Raw genomic sequence first — 24,316 nt, forward strand, 5'->3', positions numbered from 1 at the left:
TTGCGTCGGCGCGCCGCCCCACGGGCGGACGCGAGTGAACGGTTACGGCGACGGCGCGGTGCTCAGCGCGGAGCCCGGCCGTTCGCCGCGGTAGTGGTCCGGCGGGTTTCCACCCTCGTGCGGGGCGACATCGACCTCCTCGTGCGAGGGGACCAGCACCTCCAGCGTCCATCCGGGCGGACCGCGCCCCTAGGGACCTTCGCCCTCGTCCGCGCAGCCGTTCGGCCCGCGCGGGCACCCGCCGTCCGGAAGGAGGCGCCCGGCATGCCGGTGCGAGACTGGAGGACCACATGCTGAATGCTTGGAGGCGGTATGGGCGGTCCCCGGCGTTTGTCTCGGCGGGTCTACGAGCGTGAACTGCTCCGGCTGCAGGAGCAGATGATGGTCCTGCAGGAGTGGGTGCGCGCGGAGGGAGCGCGCGTCGCGGTGGTGTTCGAGGGACGGGACGCCGCGGGCAAGGGCAGCACCATCAAGCGCGTCACCGAGTACCTGAACCCCCGCGTCGCGCGGGTCGTGGCGCTGCCGGCGCCGAGCGACCGGGAGCGGACCCAGTGGTACTTCCAGCGGTACGTCGAGCACCTGCCCGCGGCCGGCGAGATCGTCCTGTTCGACCGGTCCTGGTACAACCGCGCGGGAGTCGAGCGGGTCATGGGCTTCTGCACCAGCCAGGAGTACAGGCGCTTCCTGCACCAGTGCCCGATATTCGAGCGGATGCTCGTCGAGGACGGCATCCTGCTGCACAAGTACTGGTTCTCGGTCAGCGACGCCGAGCAGGAGCGCCGCTTCCGCAGCCGGCTCGAGGATCCGATGCGGAGATGGAAACTGTCCGCCATGGACATGGAGGCGATCACGCGATGGGAGGAGTACTCGCGCGCCAAGGACGAGATGTTCGTCCACACCGACATTCCGGAGGCGCCCTGGTTCGTGGTCGACAGCGACGACAAGCGCCGCGCCCGCATCAACATGATCTCCCACCTGCTGTCGCGCATTCCCTACGGCGAGGTGGAGCGCCCGCCGCTCCGGCTGCCGCAGCGTCCTCCTTCGAGAGGCTACGAACGCCCCCCGCGAGACGAGCAGACCTACGTCCCGGATCACGCGGCGACCCTGCTGGACTGAGGCCGCGAGCGCCGAACGGCGCCCCCGGGCGGTTCATCTGTTGGATGTCAGGGTCTTCGCCAGGAGCAGGGTGACGTCGTCCTCGGCGGCCCTCGTCATCATGGCGTCGATGACGCTCGTGCAGAGGTCGTCCAGGGGAAGGGCGTCCCGGGTCAGCGCCGTGCCCAGCCGCCGCATGCCGTCGTTGAGGTCGTGGTCGCGGCGCTCGATCAGCCCGTCGGTGTAGAGGGCCAGCGTGGTCCCCTCGTCGAGCTCGAACTCGGCGGACCGGTGCGCGCCCAGCCCCAGCCCGATCGGATTGCCGGCCGGGAGGCCGGGGAAGGAGACGTCGCCGCCGGGACGGACGATCGCGGGCGGCAGGTGCCCCGCCGAGGCCATGACGCAGCGCCCGGTGGCCGGGTCGTGGACGGCGTACAGGCAGGTCGCGGCGATGGGGGACAGGGCGTCGCCGTCCTCGTCCTCGGTCTGCGCGGCGTACAGCTCGTCGAGACGGGCGAGCAGCTCGTCGGGGGGCAGGCCCAGGTAGGCGAGCGTCCGCACGGCGGTCCGCAGGCGCCCCATGCTCGCGGCGGCGTTGATCCCGTGGCCGGTCACGTCGCCCACCACGAGGGCGAGGCGCGAGCCGTTCAGCCGGATCGCGTCGTACCAGTCGCCTCCGACGCCCTGGTGGACGTCGGACGGCAGGTAGCGCGAGGCCAGCTCCATCATGTCGCCGCCCCGCAACCTGCTCGGGAGGAGCTGCCGCTGCAGGGCGAGCGCCGCGTCGTGCTCCCGGGTGTACTGGCGCGCGCTGTCCAGGCTCAGCGCGGCGCGGGCCCCGAGCTCCTCCGCCAGCGCCAGGTCGTCGCGGGTGAAGGGCGCCTGGTTGTCGGTGCGGACGAAGACGGCGATCCCCAGCAGGTTCCCGCGGGCCTTCAGCGGGACGATGATCAGCGTGTGCATGCCGGTGGCGCGGACGGTCCTCGCCCGATCGGGATCGCGGTCGAGCCAGTTCGCGGACGTGGTCTCCATCCGCGGTTCGAAGTGGGAGCGGCCGGACGCGAGAACCTCGGTGAACGGGGACGAGGGAGGCACGTACACGGGCTGCCCCCGCGGCCACAGCGACTCGGGGATCTCGTCGTGGATCGAGGCCAGGCCGGCGCGCAGGAACGTCGGGATGCCGCTGGCGTTGGCCTCCAGCCGCTCCAGGGGTTCGGGCCCGGGCAGGACGGCCTCGGTGAGGTCGACGGTGACGTAGTCGGCGAACGCCGGGACGGCCAGGTCGGCGAGTTCCTGGGCGGTCTGCCGGACGTCGAGGGTGGTGCCGATCTGGATGCTGGCCCGGCGGAGCAGGGCCAGGCGTTCGCGTGCGCCGCTGTGGGTGATGTCGACGGCCATCAGGCACACGCCGAGGGGACGCGAGTCCACGCCCTCGACACGGAAGAGGAAGGTCGAGAAGGTGCGTCCCTCATTCCGGTCGGGGGTCTCCCATCGGACCTCGTGGTCCACCACCGGGACGCCCTCGGCGAGCACTTCGCGGATCAGTTCCGGCGGGACCAGCATGTCCGCCTCGGCCAGGTCCACCGGCAGCGGCCGGCCGACCTGGAAGAACGGGAATGCCCGCTCCAGCCGCCGGGCCTGTTCGTTGCGCCAGACCGGCCGGAGTTCGGGGTCCCAGACGACCATCACCACCGGCACCGCCGACAGCAGGGGTTCCAGCACGGAGGCGCCGAGGGTCAGAAGGCCGACGGGTAGGGCCGCCACCACCCACGCGGGCGCTCCGCCCGGGGTGGCGATGCGGGTCCACTCGAAATGCGCCACGATCTGGTCGCCGTCGCGGTGGCGCAGGTCGAAGATGCCGGCCTGGTGGTCGTCATCGCCGTCCTCGCCGCCCCACGTCCAGAGCCGGGACGCGCGATCGCGCTCCATGCGCAGATCGGTCCCGGGACGGCCCAGGATCTCCGCCGGTGAATACCCGAGGAGTTCCTCGGCCATCCGCGACCAGCCCACCACGTCCCCCCGGGCGCCGACCACGGCTATCGCCGGAACGGGCGAGTCCTCGCCCGGCGCCCAAATGTTGCTCTGAGCCATAAGGACATGGAAGCACGCGGCACCGTAAAGGGTGTCCCACCTGCGTAGATCAATATTTCCACCCGAATCGGCATGAGACGACCCTCCACGTCCCGGCCCGGTCCCGGTCCGGGCGGCCGGCAGCGCCGTCGGGTCACCGGCCTCCTGCGACGGGTGGCGGAATAACGCCGCCGCGGCGCCCGCTGTACGTGCTGTCGAAGGAAGCGAGGGAGAGAACATGGCAACCGAGAGGGCACTGCTCGCAGGCGGCTGTTTCTGGGGGATGGAAGAGCTGTTCCGCCGGCAGCCCGGAGTGGTCTCCACGCGGGTCGGCTACAGCGGCGGCGACGTGCCCAACGCCACCTACCGCAACCACGGGTCCCACGCCGAGACCATCGAGGTCGTCTACGACCCCGACGAGACCGACTTCCGGGCGCTGCTGGAGTTCTTCTTCCAGATCCACGACCCCACGACCGTGAACCGGCAGGGCAACGACATCGGCACGAGCTACCGCTCCGCGATCTTCTACACCTCGGACGAGCAGCGGAAGGTCGCCGAGGACACCATCGCCGACGTCGACGCCTCCGGCCTGTGGCCGGGCAAGGTCGTCACCGAGGTGACCGCCGCGGGCGACTTCTGGGAAGCCGAGCCGGAGCACCAGGACTACCTGCAGAAGTATCCGAACGGGTACACGTGCCACTTCCCCCGCCCCGGCTGGAGGCTGCCCAAGCGGGCCGCCACCGCCTGACGCCACGGGACGGTGCGGCCGCCGGCCCCCGGCGCCGCACCGTCCCCCTGGTTCTCAAGGCGGAGCGGTCTCCTCCAGGGACCAAGCACCGGGGCCTCCGGTGACCTGGAGAAGCGTGTGGGGACGCAGCTGGACCACCGTGTCGCCGCCCGGGAGGGCCAGTGTCCGGGCCGGGGTCAGCGTGACGCGGAGGTGCAGGAGGCCGAAGGCGTCACCGCCGCGGAACAGGACCGGTCCCGGAGGCCCCAGGTAGCGCACTACCGCGGTGCGGTCACCTGCGATGGAGTGCTCGAACGGCTGGACGTGACCCGTGTCGTGTCCCTGTTCTCCGGCCTGCGCGAGGTCGTCCACGTCGGCCTGCTGTAGCGGCGTCACGTCGATCCGCCAGTCCGCCCCGGCCGTTCTCACGCGAATCAGGGCCTGCGCCGGAACGGCGAACGTGCTCCGGCTCGGCCGGGACTCGCGCTCGCTGAACCCGTCGGTGGACGCGACCGGGTCGCAACCGGCGACCGCGGCCAGGTCCGGTGCGTGCAGGTGGACCTGGTGGGCTTGTCCGCCTGGACATGTCACGACGGCGATGCCGGCCGGCCCCTGGTAGCGGAGCACTTCGGGCCCGGTGCCCGTGGTGGAGCCGGTGAACCCGCGTGCCCGTTGCGGTCCGCTGATCGTGACGGTCCACTGGCCCTCGGCCTCGACGTGGAGGAACCTCTTCGTGAGTTCCTTGCCCGATAGCAGCCGGTCGTCCAGGACGGTCGTGGCGGGCGATTCGCCCGGGCCGCACACCATGACCGGGATCCCCCGGCCGAACTCGGTACGCCGGAGCCAGGCCCGCAGCGTCCCGGCGCCCTCGTTCACGAACTCGGCCAGCACCGGCCGGGGAAGCCGTCCCTTGATCTTGACGCGCGCACCGCCGGCGCCGCGGTGCGTCCGCACCGTCCCGTTCAGGGCGTTCTCCACCAGCGCGATCTCCGGCGGAGGGGGCGTCTCGTCCTCCGCCAGCCAGCGGTCGAGGTCGATGGCCGCCCGGCGCGGTTCTTGCACCCGAAGGCACAACCCGCGCACCAGACGACCCCGCTGAGGCATGCCCGTCTGCGGGTTGAGATCCCGCAGAGTCAACATGACCCAGAACCAGTTGCCCCACCGCAGCCGGCGCGCGGGAAGGGAGATGTCGTCCCGCATCCGCAGGACGAGGTTGAGCTCCTCCCAGAACGGCGTCAACTGGGCCACGCCCTCCTCGATCCGGCACGGCCGCGACTCGTCGCGGCAGCGGACCGCCGCGATGGCTGAGCGCGGGATCCGCAGCACCTTCCACAGCAGCAGCGCGTCCCAGAGGACGATCTCATCGTCGGTCACCCACATCCGGGGCCGTAGAAGCACCAGCCTGAGCGTCTGGATCGCGACGCCCACGAAGACGACCGCGAAGAGCGGCGACCACAAACCCGCGATCAACTCGGCCCGGGTGGTCTCCTCGTTGAACACGACCCAGATCAGGCCGAACAGCGGCAGCGCCGACACGATCGCGAGCACGCCGGCGGCCCCGGCCAGAGTCCGCCGCTTGGACCTGGCCATCGTCACCCTGGTCGTGGAACGGCCCGGCCGCGCCGACCAAACCCACCGGTCGCGGTCGGCCAGGCCGCGCAGCGCGGAGCGCCCGCGTTCCCGCGCCTGCCGCCTGCGCGACGCGGGAGAGGCCCGCGTCCAGTAGACGCCCCACAGCACCATGCCGTTCAACCCCGCGCCGAGGCCCCCGGTGATCGCGGCGAGGACCGCGGCGGTGAACGGCAGCCCCCACTCCGGCGACCCGCCCCGCATGTGGACGAACCTTCCGGAACCGACGTCGAGGGCGGGCACCGCCTCTCCGGCGTGAACGGAATGGTCGCCGTCGCCCCTCAATTCGACTCTCTCGGCGGTCGGCTGAAAGAGGCCGCCGGTCGTGAACGGGCCGTACCAGGTACATCCGCCGCGTCCGCACGTCTCCGATCGCGCGATGAAGGTGCCCGGAACCCCCTCGCCTCTCGCGGCCCGTCCGGCGGCCGTGACCTCCTCCACCATGAAGCCGAAGGCGAAGGGCCAGACCATCAGCAGCGCCATGCCGATCAGGAGCTGGACGACCGCGAACTGCCCGGCCTTGGTGCGGACATACCTCTTCGCGGTCCGATCGACCTCGCGTCTTCCGCTCATCCCGCCCCGTCCGGACCACCGCCGAGGCCCTCGCCGCACGGCACATTCCTGGATCTAAGGATCACACGCCACGCACACCGAGCGAGCAGCCACCGAGTCGCGGGGCTCGGCACCGGAACTCGGCCCCGGCAGGAGCCGCTGGTCGAGCGGCCCGCATGTCAGATCCGGAGGATTCTCGGGCGGTCGATCTCGTTGTTGCCGATGATGACCTCCGCCAGCCGGGCTGGATCGACTTCCGCCATGTAGAGGCGCTCGGCGGGGAGGTAGCGGTCACGGTGCAGAGTTTCGGCTTCGGTTCCCTCCCGGGCGCGGTCGCGGGCGATGCCCCGCTGAATCGACACCTCGGCGTCCACTTCAAGCCAGATCCGCAGGTCCCAGTACGCGTTGATCTGCGGCCGGAAGGCGAAGACCCCGTCGACGACGAGCACGGCGTCGGGAGGCGCCTGCACGACGTTCGATGAGTGGTCGCGCTGGGTGAGCGGGTCGATGCCGCAAAGGGCGCACTGTCCCGAACCGCGTGGTCCGGACGGTTGCAGCAGCAGCGTCGTGACGGCTGTGTAGTCGAAGGCATTGCGGTAGTAGCCCTCGCCAGAGGTGCGGTCGTAGAGATGGGCCTCTCGCCATGGCCGCTTGAAGTCGTCCAGGCTCGCCCTGAGCACCGGGCGCCCGGCGGCGCTGATCCGCTCTGCGAGTTCGTGGCCCAGGCTGGTCTTGCCGGCGGCGGTCCGTCCATCGATCGCCACCCTCAGCCGGCCCTCGCCGAGGCGGAGGACGCGTTCGGCGACCCGCTCGACCACCGCGTGGCGCTGGGGCGTGCCCGGAGGCGGCGTCGGCTGCCGCCATGTTGAGACCGAATGATGGACCGGCGCCCGCTCGACTCCCATGACGTGAAGCTAGCTTGATCGACGGGCAGCCGCGCCCGGCCCGATGAATCCGGCCCGCCGCCGCCGTGATTTGACGGCCGCCCTTGATCATCTCTTGGCAGGGAGGTCGTGCTCCGCTCGACTGCGCTCGCGAGGCATGCCCATCTCTACCTTCCTGGCCTGGCATCTGCTGCCTGACCTGCATGGAGCCACGTTCCGGCATGGCTGCGCCGTGCGGACCTGCCGGTGAGTGAGCCAGTACTTGACGATCCGGGGAGCACAGTATCTATAATCTGAGTTGCAAGGTTCCTCCTTGCGAGGCAATGACATCTCGGGCGTGGAGGTCCCGGGGAAACTTCGGAGGTGAAGCAAAGATGCTGCTGACGTCGATCGACCCCTTCGTGCAGGAGTTCGAGCGCCAGTTCGACCGCGCGGTCCGCCAGGCCACCGGGCAGGCCACCCTCGGCAACGGCGCGAGCATGCCGATGGACGGGATCCGCCGCGCCGACGACGTCGTCCTGCGGTTCGACCTGCCGGGCGTCGACCCCGGTTCGATCGAGGTCACCGTGGACCGCGGCGTGCTGACCGTCACCGCGCGCCGTGAGGAGGAGTTCGGCGAGGACGAGCGCGTCTTCGTCCGCGAGCGCACCATGGGCGCCTTCACCCGCCGCGTCTACCTGTCGGAGCACCTGGACGCCGAGGCGATCGAGGCCGCGTACAACAACGGTGTCCTGGCCGTCCGCATCCCCGTCCTGGAGAAGGCCCGGCCGCGCAAGGTCGCCGTCCAGGCCGAGGGAACCCAGAAGGCGATCAAAAGCTGACCGGCGCGCGTCCCTCCTCTCCCGCGCCAGAACACGGGTCATGCCGTCGCGGCGGCGCGGCCGGTGGTGAGGGACCGGTCGCGGCCCGGTGGGCGTACGGCGCCCGCCGGGCCGGATCGTCGCTGGTCGTCCCCGGCAGGTGCGCGGCCGAGACCAGGGGACGGCCCGCACGACGCACCGCCTCGACCGGGGCCGGCGCGGCGTCCGGGGGGCCCACGAGCAAGATCGCGCAAGAACGAGAGGACGGCATGGGACTGCCGATCGATGACGAGTACGCGGCGCTGTTCACCGTCGGACAGGTCGCCGACATGCTGCGGGTGCAGCAGGCGTTCCTGCGCCGCATCGACAGCCAGCAGGTCGTCTCACCCCGGCGTTCGACCGGCGGGCAACGCCGATACAGCCGCAACGAGATCGGCCGCATCCAGCAGGTCGTCGGCATGATGGACGAGGGCATGACCCTGCCCGCCATCCGACGGATCTTCGAGCTCCAGCACGAGCTCGCCGAACTCACCCGCGAACGCGACGCACTGGCCGCCCGGCTGGTCGAGCTCGGCCACCTGCCCGACCAGGGGCCGAAAGGCGAGTGAGGCCGTAGACGGCAGTCGCTTTCGGCCCGCCTTCAGGGCTTGCGGCCGACGCCGCCGGCGCAGGCCACCTCGGGTGCCTCCCCCCAAGGACTGGGCTCAGGACGCCACCGGGTCACGGTCACGACACCCGGCTCCACCAGCTCCAGCCCGTCGAGGTACCCGGCGATCTGCTCCGGACTGCGCGGTGTGTAGGCGACGGCGCCGCTGGCGGCGTTGTAGTTCCGGATGGCCTCCACGTAGGCGGGGTCTGTGTCGGTACCGTCGTAGACCGCGACGTAGCTGCCCGGCGCCAGCACCGCCCGCAGGCGATCCACGATCGACCGGGCCTCGTCGTAGTCGCTGACCAGTCCCAGGATGCCCATGAGCATGAGGGCGGTGGGCCGGCTGAAGTCCAGCGTCCTGGCGGCCTCGGCGATGATGACGTCGGGGTCGCGCACATCGGCCTCGATGTAGTCGGTGGCCCCTTCGGGCCTGCTGTTGAGCAGCGCCCTGGCGTGCAGCAGCACCAATGGGTCGTTGTCGACGTAGACGATCCTGGACGTGGGCGCCACGCGCTGGGCGACCTCATGGGTGTTGTCCATGGTGGGGAGCCCGGTGCCGATGTCCAGGAACTGGCGGATGCCCGCCTCGCCGGCCAGATACCGCACCACCCGTGTGAGCATGTGCCGGGAGTGGCGGGTCATGTCGACCATGCCGGGGAAGATCTGGAAGACCTTGTCGCCGGCCTCCCGGTCGACGGGATAGTTGTCCTTGCCGCCCAGCAGGTAGTTCCAGATCCGCGCCGAATGCGGCACGGTGCTGTCGATGCTGCGGTCGGGACTTTCTGAGCTCATCGCCGGCTCCCGCTTTCCGTAGTCGTGAAGGACAAGCTAACCCGCCGGCGCGTGCCGTCGGCGGCTAACAGCGGGTGGCCAGGACGAGGAACCGGTGGGGCGGGTCGTCGTAGGCGTCCAGGCGCCAGCCCGTGCGTGCCAGCAGCGGTCCGAGCCGCGCCTGCGCCAGGAGTTCGCCGGGGCGGAGGATGCGGCCGTGGCGCGCGGCCAATGCCGCCCGTCCGGACGGGTGGAAGACGATCAACCGGCCGCCGCGCCGGGTGATGCGGGCCAGTTCGACGAGTGCGGCCGCCGGGTCGGGCATGTGCTGGACCAGCCCGGCGGCGAAGACCGCGTCGAGCCGGGCGTCCGCGAACGGCAGCCGGCGCGCGTCGGCCAGCATCAGGACGCAGTGCCGGGCACGGCCGTGGGCTCGCGCGGTGTCCAGCATCTGCGGTGTGAGGTCCACGCCGATCACCTTTCCGGCGGGGCCGACCGCGCTGCGCAGGACGGGCAGCGCGCGTCCGGTGCCGCAGCCCACGTCCACGACGCTTCCCCCTTCGGGGAGGGCGGCCTCCGCGATCGCCGAGGTGTAGGCCGGGACGTCGTCGCCGAACTTGGCGTCCCAGGCCGCCGCGCGCGGGCCGAAGAACGCCCGGGTCTCCGCGGCGAACCAGCCGCCCTGCCCGGCCAGGCGCGGCGCGACATGGCGGATCACCGGCCACGTGACGTCGTGCAGGTCGATCACGATGTCGGCGCCGTTCTCGGCGTCCCCGCCGGCGGCACGGTGGGAGCGCAACCAGATGACGACGTCCCAGCCGCCCACCGGCGGGCGGGCACGCCACCCGCTCCCCGCCGCCACCGTGACGGTCCGCAGACCCGGCCCGGACGCCTCTCCGCCGGGCCGTACGCGACCGGCGTCCCGGAGCCGGCACGCCAGTCGCTCGGCGAACGCGCCCGTGTGCGGGCCTCCGTCGACCAGCACGGACACGGGACCCTCCGGCAGCATCCCCGCCACCCCGTCCAAGACCTCTCGCCAGCGCCCGACCTGCTCCTCGCTCATCGACTCCCATGCCGGCATCGCCGCAGCACCACTCGTCATACATCACATGATGCAGAAACAACCCCTCCTGACCCGTGCAACGAACCGGGCAGTGTGATCTACGAAACTCTGTGGTGGCCGAGGTAGATTTTCGAGGATGGGGCGGGTAGTCTCCTTGTCATCGAAGAGAAGCGAGTCCAAGAGAGGCGGCAGAGGACGAACTGCCGTCAGGTACGGATGACACAGGCCGTGCGTGCCGGGGCCAACGCAGTGGAAGGGGCCCCGGCAGCCGGTCCACCGGGTGGCCTTCGGGCCGCCTGGCGCAAGAGAACACATGGAACACGCAGTACAGGTAGTGATGTCGAGGTAAGGAGGGTTCGACGCCATCGGGATCGCCCGCAGCAGGCTTCATCGATGCCGCTCGGGTACCGCGGCTCCGCAGATTGGACGGTGGTCTACGGTCACGCATCCGCGATCCCCGCACAGCCGCTCGCCACTGAGTGGCCGGCGCGGAAGGCCGGCTCTTCGGAGCCGGTAGATGGTGTAGTTCCTTTGGGCCCCGGTGCCGCAGTCTGGCACCGGGGCCCCTGTCGTCGTCACGGCCGACCCGAGGCAGTACGGAAGGTTTAGTGAAGGCATCCCACCCGGCCCAGGCCGGAGCCCAGCCAGACGAGCAGCACCCGCAGGACCAGGCTGGCGGGCTGGAAGGCAAGTTCGACGACGAGGACTACCCGGCCTACAGCATGGGGCGCGCCGCCGAGATGCTGGACGTCACACCGGCGTTCCTGCGAGGCCTGGACGCCGCCCGGCTGATCGTCCCGCAGCGCTCGCCCGGCGGGCACCGCCGCTACTCCCGCTACCAGTTGCGTCTCGCGCAGCGGGCCCGCGATCTGGTCGACCAGGGCACTCCGATGGAGGCCGCCTGCCGCATCATCATCCTGGAAGACCAACTCGCCGAAGCCCAGCGCATCAACGCCCAACTCCAGAAAGACCGCGCTGCGCAGCACCCGCCCCAGAACCCGGCATAGCGACGCCGAATCCGCAGACCGCGGGACCGGCCGCGCCCAGGGAAACGGCGACAACGGCGCGCCGGGCCAGGACGGCGGGGGAGTGGCGGCGGCGTCGCGGGCCACGCCCTCGGTGGCGCCGCCCGCGACCAAACACTGCCGCGTCCGGGGGCAGGAAAGGCCGCCCCCGTGTGTCGTTACGGGAGTTGCAGGGGGAACGCCGCCGCCCGGGCGTAGAGCTTGTAGAGCTTGAACGGCCCCGCGAAGGACAGCCCGCAGGCGTTGTCGAGCATGCCGGTCGCCTTCTGGTTGCTCAGCGTCGTGCCGCGCGCTCCCGGATGGTCGATCTGGCCGCCCATGAACACCGCCATCTTGTCCAGCATGTGGTCGCGCTGGCCGGTCGTCATCTCCTTCCAGGAATGGCAGGTCATCGCGGCGAGCATCGCGTCGTCGAGTGCGCTCGTCTCGGGGTGGTCGTGGTCGTCGCCAGCCGGTGCCGTCCGGGATGCGGCCGGGGCGGTGGCCTCGGGGGTCGTGAACCACGGGCAAGCACCGCCGGGCTTCAGGTTGGCCATGCACGTGAGCAGTTCGAGCTCGTTGCCCAGGTTGCCGAACCCGAAGCTGAGGAAGGGCGCCTTGCCGTTGAGGCAGTCCGGCAGGTTGCTGGGCGAGGTGGTGACGGTGCCGTTGGAATACCAGCAGTTGCCGGTGTTGCCGGGGAAGGCGTCCCACCAGAAGTCCAGGCCGTTGCCGGTCATGCGGTTGCCGTAGAACTGGTTGCGGTGCGAGGTGGACAGCTTCAGCGGGTCGCAGCCCGTCATGGGCTGGTCGGCGCAGACGAACGCGTCCGGGACGGCGAAGAGCATGGCCCCGCGCCGCCGGTTGTCGCGGAAGGTGTTGTTCCGGATGACGTTGTCGTCACCGCCGGCGATCCACATCCCCGTCCCCACCGGGACGGGCACGGTCGGCACCACGTCGCTGTCCGCCAGGTAGGGGTTGAAGTTGTTGGAGAAGAAGTCGTTGTGCTCGATGAGGTCGCCCTGCTGCGGGAAACCGGGATGCCCGGCGGCGGTGAACACGTCGGTGGTGAAGCCGAGGGCGTTGTCGTAGAAGTTGTTGTGGTGCACCCAGGTGGCGTTGCCGTCGGTGCCCGAGTAGCCGCTGGCGTTGTGGTGCGAGTCGCAGTAGCGGATCTGCTGGCTGTAGCGCGCGGTGGGGTAGACCTTCTCGTCGCGTCCGGCGCCGGTCTTCGCACCCGACCCGGGATACAGCCCGGAGTCGCCGTTGCCGGCCGCCTCGCAGTTCTGGATCACGCCGTGGTCCTCGACGAAGGTGAGCACGCCGTACTCGCCCGCGTAGAAGGTCTTGAAGCTGTCCAGCAGGTACCCGTTGGTCTCCAGGACGTAGATGTCGTGCTCTTCGGCGTGCCGGACGGTCAGGTTCCGCAGCACGAACCCGTCGGCGCGGTCGGCGCGGATGCCGACGTCCTTCACCGAGTTGCGCGGGCCGCCGTTGCCGGACGAGGGGTCGCCGGCGTCCACGACCACGTCGTCGGCGCTCACGCCCGACCCTTCGAGCTGGAGGTTGCATCGCACGCACGCGCCCCGGTTGGGGATGCCGTGCCGGTCGACGAGCGGAGGGTCCGGGTCCTGGCCGCCGCCGGGGGCCCGGCCGAGCACGGCGATCAGGTTGGCGTCGTTCTGGCAGTTGAACTCGCCGAGGTAGGAGTACGCCCCCGTGCTCAGCTTGTACTGGTCGCACGCGGGGTCGTGGGTCGGCTTCTGGCGCGCCGTGGGCTCGGTGTAGAGACCCGGCAGCACCACGACCCGGTCGTTGTTCCCCGAATCGGTCACCGCGGGCTGGATCTCGCTGTATCGGCACTGCTCGAACAACGCCTGGTTGATCCGTCTCAGGTTCTGCGCCTCGGTGGCGCTGAGCGTCCGGTGGTCGTGCGGGCGGACGTTGTAGCCCGACTTCAGCGCCCGCTTGATCGAGGCGTCCAGCCGCTCCAGCGAGTCCGGCCGGCACACCACGCGGGTCGTGCTCCCCGGGACGGTCTCGATGGCTGACCCCAGACTCCGCGGTGTCGGCACCGTCCCGCCCGCGCACGGGCTGATGGAGCAGTCCGGTCCGGGAGACGGCCAGTACGACGGCCGCTCGATGTGCGCCTGCACCGCCTGCACCATGCCGAGTACCAGCACGGCCGCGGCTGCCAGGGGCACCCACAACCTCCTCAGAAACCGCGGGCCCATCCGGCACTCCCTCGCTCAGCGCTCCGATTTACCCCCCGAACGCTTGCTCGGTACACATGGAACCACGATCCACAAATCCGAGGAAGTCTCACAAGCAGACTGATACCGATCTTCTGCCCCGCGTCCGCGCCGGGCGCCTTCGCCGCTCCGTTAAACCAGGCCGGGGTGTCCTGCTTAGGTCATGCCGGTTTTGTGGCCGGGTGCCCTGGACTGTGCCGTGAATGCGTCGAACGAGGAGAGCGCCTCGGAAACCGAGGGCTCCGGACCGGCGGCAACCCGGGAGCGCTGTTCGGAATGATGGGACTGGTCAGACGCCTGCAGGGCAGAATTCGTTCGAGGTTCCCCGGCGTGAACTCGGCCGTCCAACACATGCTCGGTGTGACGGCCCGGGAGGACGGGCATCTGGAGGAGGCCGAAGTGCATTTCCGCCGGGCGGCTGAGGCCGGTCATGGCGGGGCCATGGGCAGTCTCGGTTCCCTCCTGGATGATATGGGCCAGGCGGCGGAGGCCGAGCTGTGGTCGCGCCGCGCCGTCGATGCCGCTCCTACGCCCGGAGCCATGAACAATCTGGGTGTCGTGCTTTATCACTCGGGGCGGAGCGGTGAGGCCGAGCAGTGGTGGACGCGTGCCGCGGACGCCGGCGAGGTCAACGCGATGTTCAGCCTCGGCGGCCTTGCCGATGCCGAGGGGCGGACCGAAACGGCCGAGCGATGGTATCGGCGAGCCGGCCGGGCGGGGAGCACGGACGCCATGCTGAACCTCGGCATTCTTCTGACCCGGACGGGCAGGGCGAGAGAGGCCGAGCGGTGGTACCGGCGAGGCGCTGAAGGCGGTCATGTCCCCGCCATGGTGAACCTCGGCTGCGCGCTGGCGGCTTCGGGCATCGAGGATGAGGCCGAGCGGTGGATGCGACGTGCCGCCGATGCCGGCGACGCCAACGCCATGCTCAACCTCAGCACGATGTTGCTGGGAAGAGGGCGCCGGGGCGGGGCGGCGTGGTGGCGTCAGCGCGCGGCCGAGGCGGTCGAGGCGGCCGGGAAGTCGAAGACCTGACGCGCGCGGGGGCCCGGGGCGTGACCGAGGGGCCTTGATCTGACCGCCGGCGGCCGCCGGCGGTCGTGGGTGGGGGCCCGGGTGTCCGTCCGCGGTTCACCCGTGGTGATCTCCGCCTCGCCGGGTGACATCCGGGTGGGCCGCGAGCGATCGGAGAGCGGTGACCTGGGCGGCCGCGCGGGCGGGCGGGCCGGACGCACGCTGGTCCTCGGCGAGCTGGACGAGGCGGGCGGAGGTGTCGGCGAACAGCAGCAGCTGGCGGGTGGCGGCCGGGCTGAACGGCTGCGCGCCCGGTCGTCCGAGGACGGCGAGGACGCCGCGGGTCGCCTCGCCGGTGTCCAGCGGCAGTATCAGGATCGGGCCCGCGGGCAGGGCGCTGAGCGTCTGGTCGGCGACGATCCGCGCGGACAGGGCCCGGCGGGAGCCGAACGCGCGGCCGAGCATCGACCGGCCGCGCCGTACCGTCAGGCCGCGTATCCGGTCGCTGCCGGCGCCGACCGCGATGTCGATCCGCAGCGTGAGCGCGGCCTCGTCGGGGAGGGCGATGAACGCCAGCGGAACGCCCGCCATGGCACGGGCGCGTTCGGCGACGAGGATCAGCAGGCGCGGGAGGGCGGCTCCGTCCAGGACCGCCCTCATCAGGTCGAACGACGCGTCCAGGCGCCGGCCGTTCTCCGCACCGCGGATCTCGCCCGTCGGCGCCCAGCCGCTCACCGGCAGGTCGTGTCCGGTCATCTCGTCATCCCGCTCTCCTCGTGCTGATCCGGTGCCGGACTCCGGCCCGGCGGCAGGCGGTGCCGCCCGCGGCCGATCGCCTGCGGATCCGCCGGGGGCGTGCCGCGCGGTCAGGCCGCCGCCGTCCGCGTACCGCGCCCGGCGGTCCGTGCCGCGGCGACGGAGATCTCGACGGAGAAGGCGCCGAGCAGCCCGGTGGCCTCCAGCAGCCCGGCGGTCTGCGGCCGCGGCGCGGCGAGGATCACGGCGGTGCCCTTGGCCTCCGTCCGGCGGCGTGCGCCGACGAGCATCGCCGGCCCGGACGCGTCGCAGAACGTCACGTCCGACAGGTCGATGATCACGTACGCGCCGGTGTCCCGCAGTGCGGCGTGCAGCCGATCGCGGAGGAACGGTGCGGAGGCGGCGTCGAGTTCGCCGCTGAGGGCGATGACGGTGTGGTCGGCGAACCGTTCGCGGGTCAGCCCGGCCGGTTCCCCGGCGGCGGTACGGAAGGGCTGGTGTTGCGGCGTCATCGCGCCGGACCTGTCTGGCCCCGGAGGAGCCGAGAATCGAGAAACCAGGGGACGCGAGCTTGATCGCCCGTGTTGAGGAACCCTCGTCACGAGGAGTCTACGCCCTCGGCCGGCGATCATCGCGTGATGAACTCCGGCATGTGCTCCCGCGGCGCTCCCGGGCGCCGTCCCGGCGCGCGGGCCGCGGCGGACGGGCTCGGAGCGGCCGTGCCAAGTGGCATCGAAAACCCGCCGCGGCCTCTGGGGGCGCGGCGCGCTTTATGTTGAAGTGGTAGGGCGCGGGGTTCGGGGGCCTTTGGAGATGAGGCTCATGAGTGACGTGTGGATCTCGGCCGCCGACGGAGGTGACATGATCCGCGCCGATGCGATCGTGATACTTCGCCTGGACGCGACAGGTCGGTTGACCGCGCAGCTCCGCGACGCGACGAAGGTCGACGTGACGCTTCTGGAGGGCCCGGCGGCCGGTGGCCGTCCGCCCGCCGATTTCCACCGCCGGCTGATCCGGAAGGTCGCCGAGCTCGCGGACGCCGGCGGTGCGCACCTGATCCGCGCCCAGTGCGAGGACGGCACATGGCGCTGGGTCGGCGAAGCGCTCTAGCCGCCCGGCGCGCGCCGCGTACCGGGGCCGCCAGAGGGTGCCGGTGCGACTCCCTCGGCGAGGGCGCCTGTCCGCCGGAGGGCCTGGTGTCTGGGTGTTCGGGGTGATCTCGAGGGAAGAGGCGGGGTGTCGAATCCAGAGGGGGGTGAAATGACCGGGAAGGTGAGCGGCCGGCGGGGCAGGGCTCAGGATCGTCTGGTGGAGGCGATGAACTCCGGTGTTCTGGCCACCGACGAGTCCGGCCGGATCACGGCGTGGAATCCGCGGGCGCAGCAGCTTCTCGGGTACACCCGCGAGGAGGTGCTGGGGAAGCGGCTGCACCGGATCCTCCAGCGGGACGGCGACGGGCACCGCCCGTCCGAACGCCTCCTGCGCGCGCAGCGCACCGGCGTCCCCGACCACGGGGACGCCGAGAGCTTCGTCCATCGCGACGGGCGGCTGGTGACGTGCTCGTGGTCGTGGCACCCATCTACACCGGCGAGCGGCCGGGGGCCGCACCGGAGACGGGCGCGGTCGCCGGGGTGGTCATCGTCCTGCAGGACGTCTCCGACCGGTTCGCGGTCGAGCGCGAGCTGCGCGACCGGGCGGCCCAGGTGGAGCGGGCCAACGCACGGCTGGCGCTGGTCGCCGAGATCACCACGGTGCTGTCGTCCACGCTCAACGAGACGGAGGTGCTGAGGCGGCTGGTCCGGCTCGTGGTGCCCGCGCTCGGAGACTGGGCCGAGGTCGACCTGCTGCTCCCCGACGGCCGTGTCGAGCGGGCCGCCGCGACGCACCGCGAACTGTCCGCCGCCGACATCGCCGGCCTGGAGGGGCCCCTTCCGCCCCTTCCCCGGACACCGCGCGGGCCGCTGGCCCAGGTGCTCCGCGGCGGCACCACGGTCGTCATCAGCGCGGACGCCGACCGCCGCCCGGACGAACCTCTCAGCGCGGCCCAGTACGAACTCTTCCAGGTCATGGACGCCAAGAGCGCGATCATCACCCCGCTGGCCGCACGGGGGGAGACCTACGGCGCGCTCACACTGGGCTACTCCCGCCCGGGGCAGCTCTACGGGCCGGGCGACAGGCTCGTCGTCGAGGACGTCGCACGCCGCACCGGCCTGGTCCTCGCCAACGCCCGCCTGTACGCCGAGCAGCGCAACACCGCCGAGGCGATGCAGCGCAACCTGCTCACCCCCCTGCCGCAGCAGGGCGAACTGCGGCTGGAGGCCCGGTACGTGCCCGCGGCCAAGGTCAGCTGGGTCGGCGGGGACTGGTACGACGCCTTCACCCTGCCCGACGGCGCCACCGGACTGGTCATCGGCGACATCGTCGGCCACGACCTGCCGGCGGCCGCCCGCATGGCCCAGGTCCGCAACATGCTCCGGGCACTGGCCTGGGACATGGCCGAGCCGCCCAGCGCCGTCATGGCGCGCCTGGACGACGTCATGGGCGCCGTCAGCGACGCCGAACTCGCGACCGCCGTCTTCGGCCGCGTCGAGGGGACCCCGGGCGCTCCCTGGCGCCTGCGCTGGTGCAACGCCGGCCACCCCCCGCCCCTCCTGGTCACCCACGACGGCGACACCCATTTCCTGGACGAGCACGGAGTGCTGCTCGGCGCCCCCGAAGTCGCCGGGACCCGCCCCGACGGCAGCCGGTTCCTCCCGCCCCTGTCGACCCTCCTGCTCTACACCGACGGGCTCGTCGAGACCCGCGACGCCGACCTGACCGACCGCCTCACCAGCCTTCGCCGTCACGGCTCACACCTGGCCCAGTTCCCCCTGCCCGACCTGTGCGACGAGCTTCTAGAGCGCATAGAGCCCGCCGGCGAGGACGACGTGGCGCTGCTGGCCCTCCGCATCCCCGGGTGACGGGCAGTCCGGCCTTATCGCGGCACCGGGCGCCGATAACGCAGCGCGAATTCGTCGTTGCGGCAATTCCCGCAGTGGAGTAAGTGAGCTTTCCCACTAACGATGTAAATTCGCTGTTAAATCCGTAATAGAGATGCGTTCCGTTCTGTTCCGGACAGTAGGGTCCGGAACGTGCTGATCAGCCCACATGAGCAGGAGCGCCTGCTGCTGCACGTCGCGGCCTCGGTCGCGCGGGAGCGGCGGGCCCGCGGCCTGCGGCTCAACCATCCGGAGGCGACCGCCATCATCGCGGTCCACGTCCTGGAGGGCGCTCGCGACGGGCGTACGGTCGCCGAGCTGATGGAGTCCGGCCGCACGGTGCTGACCCGGGAGGACGTGATGGAAGGCATTCCGGAGATGCTCGACTCGGTGCAGATCGAGGCGACGTTCCCCGACGGCACCAAGCTGGTGACCGTCCACCGGCCGATCCCGTGAGCGGGCGTCCGCTGGTGCCCGGCGAGGTCGTGCCGGGCGACGGCCCACCGGTCCCCCTGAACACCGGCCGGTCCCGTGTCGCGGTCACCGTCGTGAACACCGGCGACCGCCCCGTCCAGGTCGGCTCCCACTACCACTTCGCGGTCGCGAACCCGGCATTGGACTTCGACCGGTCCGCCGCCTGGGGGTGCCGGCTGGACGTGCCGGCGGGCACCTCGGTGCGGTTCGAGCCCGGCCTGACCCGGGAGGTCGACCTGGTGGCGCTGGCCGGGAACCGGGTGGTGCCGGGGCTGCGTCCCGAGCGCGCGGGGGCGCTCGATGGCTGAGCTGTCGCGGGCCCGGTACGCGCAGCTGTACGGCCCCACCGCCGGAGACCGGATCCGGCTGGCCGACACCGACCTGTTCATCGAGGTCACCGAGGACCGCAGCCGCGGCGCCTCGGCCGGCGACGAGGCGGTCTTCGGCGGCGGGAAGGTGATCCGCGAGTCGATGGGGCAGGCGCGCACCACCCGCGCGGACGGCGCCCTCGACCTGGTCGTCACCGGCGCCGTGGTGCTCGACCACTGGGGCGTGATCAAGGCCGACGTCGGGATCCGCGACGGCAGGATCGTCGCGCTCGGCAAGGCCGGCAACCCCGACACGATGGACGGCGTCCACCCGGACCTGGTCATCGGGCCGTCCACCGAGGTGCTCGCCGGCAACGGACGCATCCTCACCGCCGGGGCCGTGGACTCCCACGTCCACCTCATCTGCCCGCAGCTGCTGGACGAGGCGCTCGGCGCCGGGGTCACCACCCTCATCGGCGGCGGCACCGGCCCGGCCGAGGGGACCAAGGCCACCACCGTGACCGGCGCCTGGTACCTGCCGCGGATGCTGGAGTCGCTCGACTCCTGGCCGGTGAACGTCGCGCTGCTCGGCAAGGGCAACACGGTCGGCGAGGAGGCGCTCTGGGAGCAGCTGCGCGCCGGAGCGTCCGGCTTCAAACTGCACGAGGACTGGGGCTCCACCCCGGCGGCCATCGACGCGTGCCTGCGCGTCGCCGACGCGTCGGGCGTGCAGGTCGCGCTGCACTCCGACACCCTCAACGAGGCCGGGTACGTCGAGTCGACGCTCGGCGCCGTCGCCGGCCGGTCGATCCACGCGTACCACACCGAGGGCGCGGGCGGCGGGCACGCGCCCGACATCATCACGGTCGCGGCGCACCCCAACGTGCTGCCCTCGTCCACCAACCCGACCCGGCCGCACACCGTCAACACCCTCGACGAGCACCTCGACATGCTCATGGTGTGCCACCACCTCGACCCGTCGGTCCCCGAGGACCTGGCCTTCGCCGAGTCGCGCATCCGGCCCACGACCATGGCCGCCGAGGACGTCCTGCACGACCTGGGCGCCATCTCCATGATCGGCTCGGACTCGCAGGCCATGGGACGGATCGGCGAGACCGTCATCCGCACCTGGCAGACCGCCCACGTCATGAAGCTCCGCCGCGGCGCGCTGAGCGATCCGGATGGCCGCGCCGAGCCCGCGGACAACCTGCGCGCCCGCCGGTACGTCGCCAAGTACACGATCAACCCCGCCATCGCGCACGGCCTCGACGGCGAGGTCGGCTCGGTGGAGCCGGGGAAGCTCGCCGACCTGGTGCTGTGGCACCCGGCCTTCTTCGGCGTCCGCCCGCAGGCGGTCGTCAAGGGCGGAGTGATCGCCTGGGCGGCGATGGGGGACGCCAACGCCTCGATCCCGACCCCGCAGCCGGTCCTGCCCCGTCCGATGTTCGGCGCCGTCCCGCGCACCGCCGCCGCCACCTCGGTGCACTTCGTGGCGCCCGCCGCCCTCGAGGCGGGCCTCGCCGACCGGCTGGCGGTGCACCGCGCGCTCGTGCCGGTCAAGGACACCCGCCGGCTCGGCAAGGCGGACATGCTCCTCAACGACGCGCTGCCGCGGATCGACGTCGACCCGGACAGGTTCACGGTGTCGATCGACGGAGCCGAGGTGGAGCCCGCCCCCGCGGCCGAGCTGCCGATGGCGCAGCGCTACTTCCTGTTCTGATGACCCTGCCGGCGCCGCTGCTGCTTCTCGCCGACTCCCGCCTCCCGGCGGGCGGGCACGCGCACTCGGGCGGCCTGGAGCCGGCGGCGGGGACGGGCGCGGTCACCGACCTCCCGTCGCTGGCGGCCTTCCTGCACGGCCGCCTCGCCACCGCCGGGCTGGTCACCGCGGCGCTCTCGGCCGCCGCCTGCGCCCTCGCCGCCGGGACCGCGAACGGCCCGGCCTCCGCGGGCGGCGGTGCCGGCGCGGGGCACGAGGGCTGGACGGTGCTCGACGCGGAGGCCGACGCCAGGATGCCGTCGCCCGCCGGGCGGCGGGCGTCCCGGGCGCAGGGGCGCTCGCTGCTGCGCGCCGTACGCGGCATGTCGCCGCATCCGGTGCTGGACGCGCTCGGGGCGTTCCCCGCACCGCACCATCCGCTCGTCCTCGGGGCCGCCGTCGCCGTCGCGGGCGGCTCGCCCGCGGAGGCCGCCTCGATCGGCGCCTACGGCGCGGTCACCGGTCCGGCGTCCGCGGCCGTGCGGCTGCTCGGGCTGGACCCGCTGGCCGTGCACCGCGTCCTCGCGGAACTCGCCTCCCAGGTGGACGCGGTCGCCGCGGAGGCCGCCGCCTCCGCCGGCGGCGATCCGGAGGCGCTGCCCGCCGCGTCGGCGCCCGCCCTGGACGTCCTCGCCGAACTGCATCTCCAGGCGGACCTGCGCCTGTTCGAATCCTGACAGAGAGGAAGACCCATGGGCGCGAACCACGATCACGACCCCCACCCGGCGCCGCCGGCCCCGGGCCGGGCGCTGCGGCTGGGCGTCGGCGGGCCGGTCGGGAGCGGCAAGACCGCGCTGGTGGCGGCGCTGTGCCGGACGCTGCGCGACGAGCTCCGCATGGCCGTCGTGACCAACGACATCTACACGACCGAGGACGCCGACTTCCTGCGCCGCAACGCGGTCCTGTCGGACGACCGGATCGTCGCCGTCCGCACCGGATGCTGCCCGCACACGGCGATCCGCGACGACATCTCCGCCAACCTGGACGCCGTCGAGTCGCTGGAGCGGCGGCACGGTCCGCTCGACCTCGTCATCGTGGAGAGCGGCGGCGACAACCTCACCGCGACGTTCAGCCAGGGCCTCGTCGACCGGCAGATCTTCGTCCTGGACGTGTCGGGCGGCGACAAGGTCCCGCGCAAGGGGGGTCCCGGGGTGAGCGGCGCGGACCTGCTGGTCGTCAACAAGACCGACCTGGCCCCGCTCGTCGGCGCCGACCTCGGGGTCATGGACCGCGACGCGGCGCGGGTCCGCGGCGGCAGGCCGGTGGTCTTCAGCTCACTGCGCGAGCGCCCCGGCGCGCCCGAGGTCGCCGGCTGGGTCCGGTCCGTCCTCGAAGGTACGGCGCCGGACCGGGCGCGACCGGCGGCGGCCCCCGGAGCCCGGTGACCCGGCACTACACGGCGCACGCCGCCGTCCGCGCCGAACGCGACGCCGCCGGCCGGACCCGGCTGCCGACGCTGCGCTCCGACGGCCCGTACGCGCTGCGCGCCGCCCCGGACGCCGTCTACGTCGTCGGGGCCGCGGCGGGGCCGCTCGGCGGCGACGAACTCCACCTCGACCTGGACGTCGCGGCGGGCGCCACCCTCGCCGTGCGGTCCGTCGCGAGCACTCTGCTGCTTCCGGGCGACGGCGAGTCCAGGACGTACGTGCGGGCCTCGGTCGGCCCAGGCGCGCACCTCGACCTCGCCCCGGAGCCGGCGGTCGCGACGGCGGGCTGCCACCACCGGGCGGTCACGCGCCTCGCGCTGGCGGGCGACGCCACGCTCCGGTGGCGCGAGGAACTCGTCCTCGGCCGGCACGGCGAACCGCCGGGACGCTATACCGGACGCGTCGACGTCACCCTCGACGGCACGCCGCTGCTCCGCCACGAACTGCGGCTGCCCGACCGCGTCCTGCACACCAGCGGCGCCGTGCTGGGCGACGCGCGCTGCACCGGGAGCGTGCTGCTCGTCGGCCCCGGACTGGCGAAGGACGCCCACGCGGGCGAGGGGCTGGCGGTGATGCCGCTCGCCGGGCCGGGCGTGCTGGTCACCGCCCTCGCGCCCGACTCCGCGACGCTCCGCCACCGCCTCGACCACGGAGAGCGGCGGGCCCGCGGCTGAGCGCGACCCCACCGGGCGCCGCCCGCCGCGGTGAGGTCCAGTTCACGCACCGGATACAAAGCAGAATTATCGCGGACATGGCATCGCGTTTGCATTAACCCGACTCAAGCGGTTCGCCGGCATCGGCGGTGTCCGCCATCAGTTTCGGGGCTGCCCGCAAGGAGTGGTACGTGCTCAGGAAATCTCTGCCGGTATTGGTGTCAATGGCGGCTGCGTCATTGCTTTGCCTCACCGCCTGCGGTAGCGGGTCGGACGAGTCCGGCGGCACCGCGTCGGCGAGCGGGAACACCATCAAGGTCGGCGTCCTCCACTCGCTGAGCGGGACCATGGCCATCAGCGAGGTCACCGTCAAGAATTCCGAGCTCATGGCCATCGACGAGATCAACGCCGCCGGTGGCGTCCTCGGCAAGAAGCTCGAACCGGTCGTCGAGGACGGCGCCTCGGACTGGCCCACCTTCGCCGAGAAGGCGCAGAAACTCATCCGCAAGGACAAGGTCGCGACCGTGTTCGGCGGCTGGACATCGGCCAGCCGCAAGGCGATGCTGCCCGTATTCGAACGCAACAAGGCGCTGCTGTGGTATCCGGTTCAGTACGAGGGGCTGGAAAGCTCGCCGTACATCTATTACACCGGCGCGACCACCAACCAGCAGATCGTCCCGGCATTGGACTATCTCAAGGAGAAGGGCAAGAAGAAGATATTCCTCGTCGGGAGCGACTACGTCTTCCCGCGCACCGCGAACAAGGAGATCAAGGCGTACGCCGGCGCCAACGGAATGACCGTTCTCGGTGAGGAGTACACGCCGCTGGGGACGACGGAGTACAGCACCCTCGTCAACAAGGTCATGCAGGCGAAGCCCGACGCGGTGTTCAACACCCTTAACGGCGACAGCAATGTCGCGTTCTTCAAGCAGCTCAAGAGCGCCGGCGCCACCGCCTCGTCCCTCCCGGTGATGTCCGTCAGCATCGCCGAGGAGGAGGTCAAGGGCATCGGCGTCGACAACATCACGGGCCAGCTCGTCGCCTGGAACTACTACATGACGACCCCGGGCAAGGCCAACGAGGCGTTCGTGAAGGCGTTCAAGGCGAAGTACGGCTCGGACAAGGTGACCTCGGACCCGATGGAGGCCGGGTACAACGCCGTGAAGCTGTGGGCCGCGGCGGTCGAGAAGGCCGGGACGACCGAGGTCGAGGCGGTCAAGAAGGCCGCGGGCGGCGTCTCCCTCGACCTGCCCGAGGGCAAGGTGACGATCGACGGCGCCAACCACCACGTGCACAAGACCGCCCGCATCGGCGTCATCCAGTCCGACGGCACGATCAAGCAGGTGTGGGACTCCGGCAAGCCCATCGCGCCGGACCCCTACCTCAAGAGCTACCCCTGGGCCGCCGGCCTGTCCTGATCCTCCGCCAGGGGCGTCCCGGCCCGTCCGGGG

At 71.7% G+C, this 24,316-nt stretch carries 23 protein-coding genes and 1 pseudogene; 16 read left to right on the forward strand and 8 right to left on the reverse strand.

All coding sequences use genetic code 11. From position 1 onward, the window contains the following. Positions 1 to 312 precede the first annotated feature (312 nt). Entirely contained in the window at positions 313 to 1,116 is an 804-nt protein-coding gene (ppk2, locus tag SM611_RS26885; RefSeq protein WP_371952873.1) for a polyphosphate kinase 2, read from the forward strand. 33 nt (positions 1,117 to 1,149) lie between these two features. Here ppk2 and SM611_RS26890 read toward each other — a convergent pair whose 3' ends face one another. Then, complete coding sequence (locus tag SM611_RS26890) at positions 1,150 to 3,186, reverse strand: SpoIIE family protein phosphatase (RefSeq protein ID WP_371952875.1); 2,037 nt, start codon at positions 3,184 to 3,186, stop codon at positions 1,150 to 1,152. Positions 3,187 to 3,403: 217 nt separating this feature from the next. Here SM611_RS26890 and msrA point away from each other — a divergent pair, with 217 nt between their 5' ends. Next, a complete protein-coding gene (msrA, locus tag SM611_RS26895; protein WP_371952877.1) occupies positions 3,404 to 3,913 on the forward strand; it encodes a peptide-methionine (S)-S-oxide reductase MsrA in 510 nt (169 codons plus the stop codon). 54 nt (positions 3,914 to 3,967) lie between these two features. Here msrA and SM611_RS26900 read toward each other — a convergent pair whose 3' ends face one another. Further along, positions 3,968 to 6,094, reverse strand: a complete 2,127-nt coding sequence (locus SM611_RS26900; RefSeq protein WP_371952879.1) for a hypothetical protein — start codon at positions 6,092 to 6,094, stop codon at positions 3,968 to 3,970. A 158-nt stretch (positions 6,095 to 6,252) separates the two neighbouring features. After that, the gene (locus SM611_RS26905; protein WP_371952880.1) at positions 6,253 to 6,978 is read right to left on the reverse strand and encodes a nucleoside/nucleotide kinase family protein; all 726 of its coding nucleotides are present in this window, start codon (positions 6,976 to 6,978) and stop codon (positions 6,253 to 6,255) included. 353 nt (positions 6,979 to 7,331) lie between these two features. On the opposite strand from SM611_RS26905, the gene SM611_RS26910 reads away from it, so the two are divergent. After that, positions 7,332 to 7,778 (forward strand): Hsp20/alpha crystallin family protein, encoded by a 447-nt coding sequence (locus tag SM611_RS26910; protein WP_371952882.1) that lies wholly within the window; start codon positions 7,332 to 7,334, stop codon positions 7,776 to 7,778. Positions 7,779 to 8,026: 248 nt separating this feature from the next. Continuing rightward, complete coding sequence (locus SM611_RS26915) at positions 8,027 to 8,365, forward strand: MerR family transcriptional regulator (protein WP_371952884.1); 339 nt, start codon at positions 8,027 to 8,029, stop codon at positions 8,363 to 8,365. A 32-nt stretch (positions 8,366 to 8,397) separates the two neighbouring features. Here SM611_RS26915 and SM611_RS26920 read toward each other — a convergent pair whose 3' ends face one another. Next, entirely contained in the window at positions 8,398 to 9,198 is an 801-nt protein-coding gene (locus SM611_RS26920; RefSeq protein ID WP_371952885.1) for an SAM-dependent methyltransferase, read from the reverse strand. A 64-nt stretch (positions 9,199 to 9,262) separates the two neighbouring features. Further along, a complete protein-coding gene (locus SM611_RS26925; RefSeq protein ID WP_371952887.1) occupies positions 9,263 to 10,279 on the reverse strand; it encodes a class I SAM-dependent methyltransferase in 1,017 nt (338 codons plus the stop codon). 683 nt (positions 10,280 to 10,962) lie between these two features. Here SM611_RS26925 and SM611_RS26930 point away from each other — a divergent pair. Next, positions 10,963 to 11,247 (forward strand): MerR family transcriptional regulator, encoded by a 285-nt coding sequence (locus SM611_RS26930; protein ID WP_371953086.1) that lies wholly within the window; start codon positions 10,963 to 10,965, stop codon positions 11,245 to 11,247. A 176-nt stretch (positions 11,248 to 11,423) separates the two neighbouring features. On the opposite strand, the gene SM611_RS26935 is transcribed toward SM611_RS26930, so the two are convergent. Next, positions 11,424 to 13,448: a right-handed parallel beta-helix repeat-containing protein gene (locus tag SM611_RS26935; RefSeq protein WP_371952888.1), complete on the reverse strand. Its 2,025-nt coding sequence runs from the start codon at positions 13,446 to 13,448 to the stop codon at positions 11,424 to 11,426. Positions 13,449 to 13,826: 378 nt separating this feature from the next. Here SM611_RS26935 and SM611_RS26940 point away from each other — a divergent pair, with 378 nt between their 5' ends. Beyond that, entirely contained in the window at positions 13,827 to 14,531 is a 705-nt protein-coding gene (locus tag SM611_RS26940; RefSeq protein ID WP_371952889.1) for a tetratricopeptide repeat protein, read from the forward strand. A gap of 96 nt (positions 14,532 to 14,627) precedes the next feature. On the opposite strand, the gene SM611_RS26945 is transcribed toward SM611_RS26940, so the two are convergent. Continuing rightward, positions 14,628 to 15,266, reverse strand: a complete 639-nt coding sequence (locus SM611_RS26945) for a GAF domain-containing protein (protein ID WP_371952890.1) — start codon at positions 15,264 to 15,266, stop codon at positions 14,628 to 14,630. A gap of 110 nt (positions 15,267 to 15,376) precedes the next feature. After that, positions 15,377 to 15,778, reverse strand: a complete 402-nt coding sequence (locus SM611_RS26950) for an STAS domain-containing protein (RefSeq protein ID WP_371952891.1) — start codon at positions 15,776 to 15,778, stop codon at positions 15,377 to 15,379. Positions 15,779 to 16,088: 310 nt separating this feature from the next. Here SM611_RS26950 and SM611_RS26955 point away from each other — a divergent pair, with 310 nt between their 5' ends. The 10 genes and pseudogenes from SM611_RS26955 to urtA all read left to right on the forward strand — a co-directional run bounded on the left by SM611_RS26955 (position 16,089) and on the right by urtA (position 24,283). Next, positions 16,089 to 16,376 carry a hypothetical protein gene (locus tag SM611_RS26955; RefSeq protein WP_371952892.1) on the forward strand — a complete coding sequence of 96 codons (288 nt, stop codon included), beginning with the start codon at positions 16,089 to 16,091 and terminating at the stop codon, positions 16,374 to 16,376. Positions 16,377 to 16,526: 150 nt separating this feature from the next. Continuing rightward, positions 16,527 to 16,805 (forward strand): annotated as a pseudogene (locus SM611_RS26960) (PAS domain-containing protein); the annotation flags it as partial. A 23-nt stretch (positions 16,806 to 16,828) separates the two neighbouring features. Further along, a complete protein-coding gene (locus tag SM611_RS26965) occupies positions 16,829 to 18,226 on the forward strand; it encodes a PP2C family protein-serine/threonine phosphatase (protein ID WP_371952893.1) in 1,398 nt (465 codons plus the stop codon). A 171-nt stretch (positions 18,227 to 18,397) separates the two neighbouring features. Further along, positions 18,398 to 18,700, forward strand: a complete 303-nt coding sequence (locus tag SM611_RS26970; RefSeq protein ID WP_371952895.1) for an urease subunit gamma — start codon at positions 18,398 to 18,400, stop codon at positions 18,698 to 18,700. Beyond that, positions 18,697 to 19,026 carry an urease subunit beta gene (locus SM611_RS26975; protein ID WP_443112144.1) on the forward strand — a complete coding sequence of 110 codons (330 nt, stop codon included), beginning with the start codon at positions 18,697 to 18,699 and terminating at the stop codon, positions 19,024 to 19,026. Before SM611_RS26970 ends, SM611_RS26975 begins: the two co-directional genes overlap by 4 nt. Continuing rightward, positions 19,019 to 20,746: an urease subunit alpha gene (locus tag SM611_RS26980; RefSeq protein ID WP_371952896.1), complete on the forward strand. Its 1,728-nt coding sequence runs from the start codon at positions 19,019 to 19,021 to the stop codon at positions 20,744 to 20,746. The genes SM611_RS26975 and SM611_RS26980 overlap by 8 nt, the downstream gene beginning before the upstream one ends. Next, positions 20,746 to 21,462: an urease accessory protein UreF gene (locus SM611_RS26985; RefSeq protein WP_371952899.1), complete on the forward strand. Its 717-nt coding sequence runs from the start codon at positions 20,746 to 20,748 to the stop codon at positions 21,460 to 21,462. Before SM611_RS26980 ends, SM611_RS26985 begins: the two co-directional genes overlap by 1 nt. A 15-nt stretch (positions 21,463 to 21,477) precedes the next feature. Next, the gene (ureG, locus tag SM611_RS26990) at positions 21,478 to 22,170 is read left to right on the forward strand and encodes an urease accessory protein UreG (RefSeq protein WP_371952900.1); all 693 of its coding nucleotides are present in this window, start codon (positions 21,478 to 21,480) and stop codon (positions 22,168 to 22,170) included. After that, positions 22,167 to 22,886 (forward strand): urease accessory protein UreD, encoded by a 720-nt coding sequence (locus SM611_RS26995; protein WP_371952902.1) that lies wholly within the window; start codon positions 22,167 to 22,169, stop codon positions 22,884 to 22,886. Before ureG ends, SM611_RS26995 begins: the two co-directional genes overlap by 4 nt. A 203-nt stretch (positions 22,887 to 23,089) precedes the next feature. Further along, entirely contained in the window at positions 23,090 to 24,283 is a 1,194-nt protein-coding gene (urtA, locus tag SM611_RS27000; RefSeq protein ID WP_371952903.1) for an urea ABC transporter substrate-binding protein, read from the forward strand. Positions 24,284 to 24,316 lie beyond the last annotated feature (33 nt).

The sequence above is a fragment of the Actinomadura monticuli genome (genome assembly GCF_041463655.1).
GTDB lineage: Bacteria > Actinomycetota > Actinomycetes > Streptosporangiales > Streptosporangiaceae > Spirillospora > Spirillospora monticuli.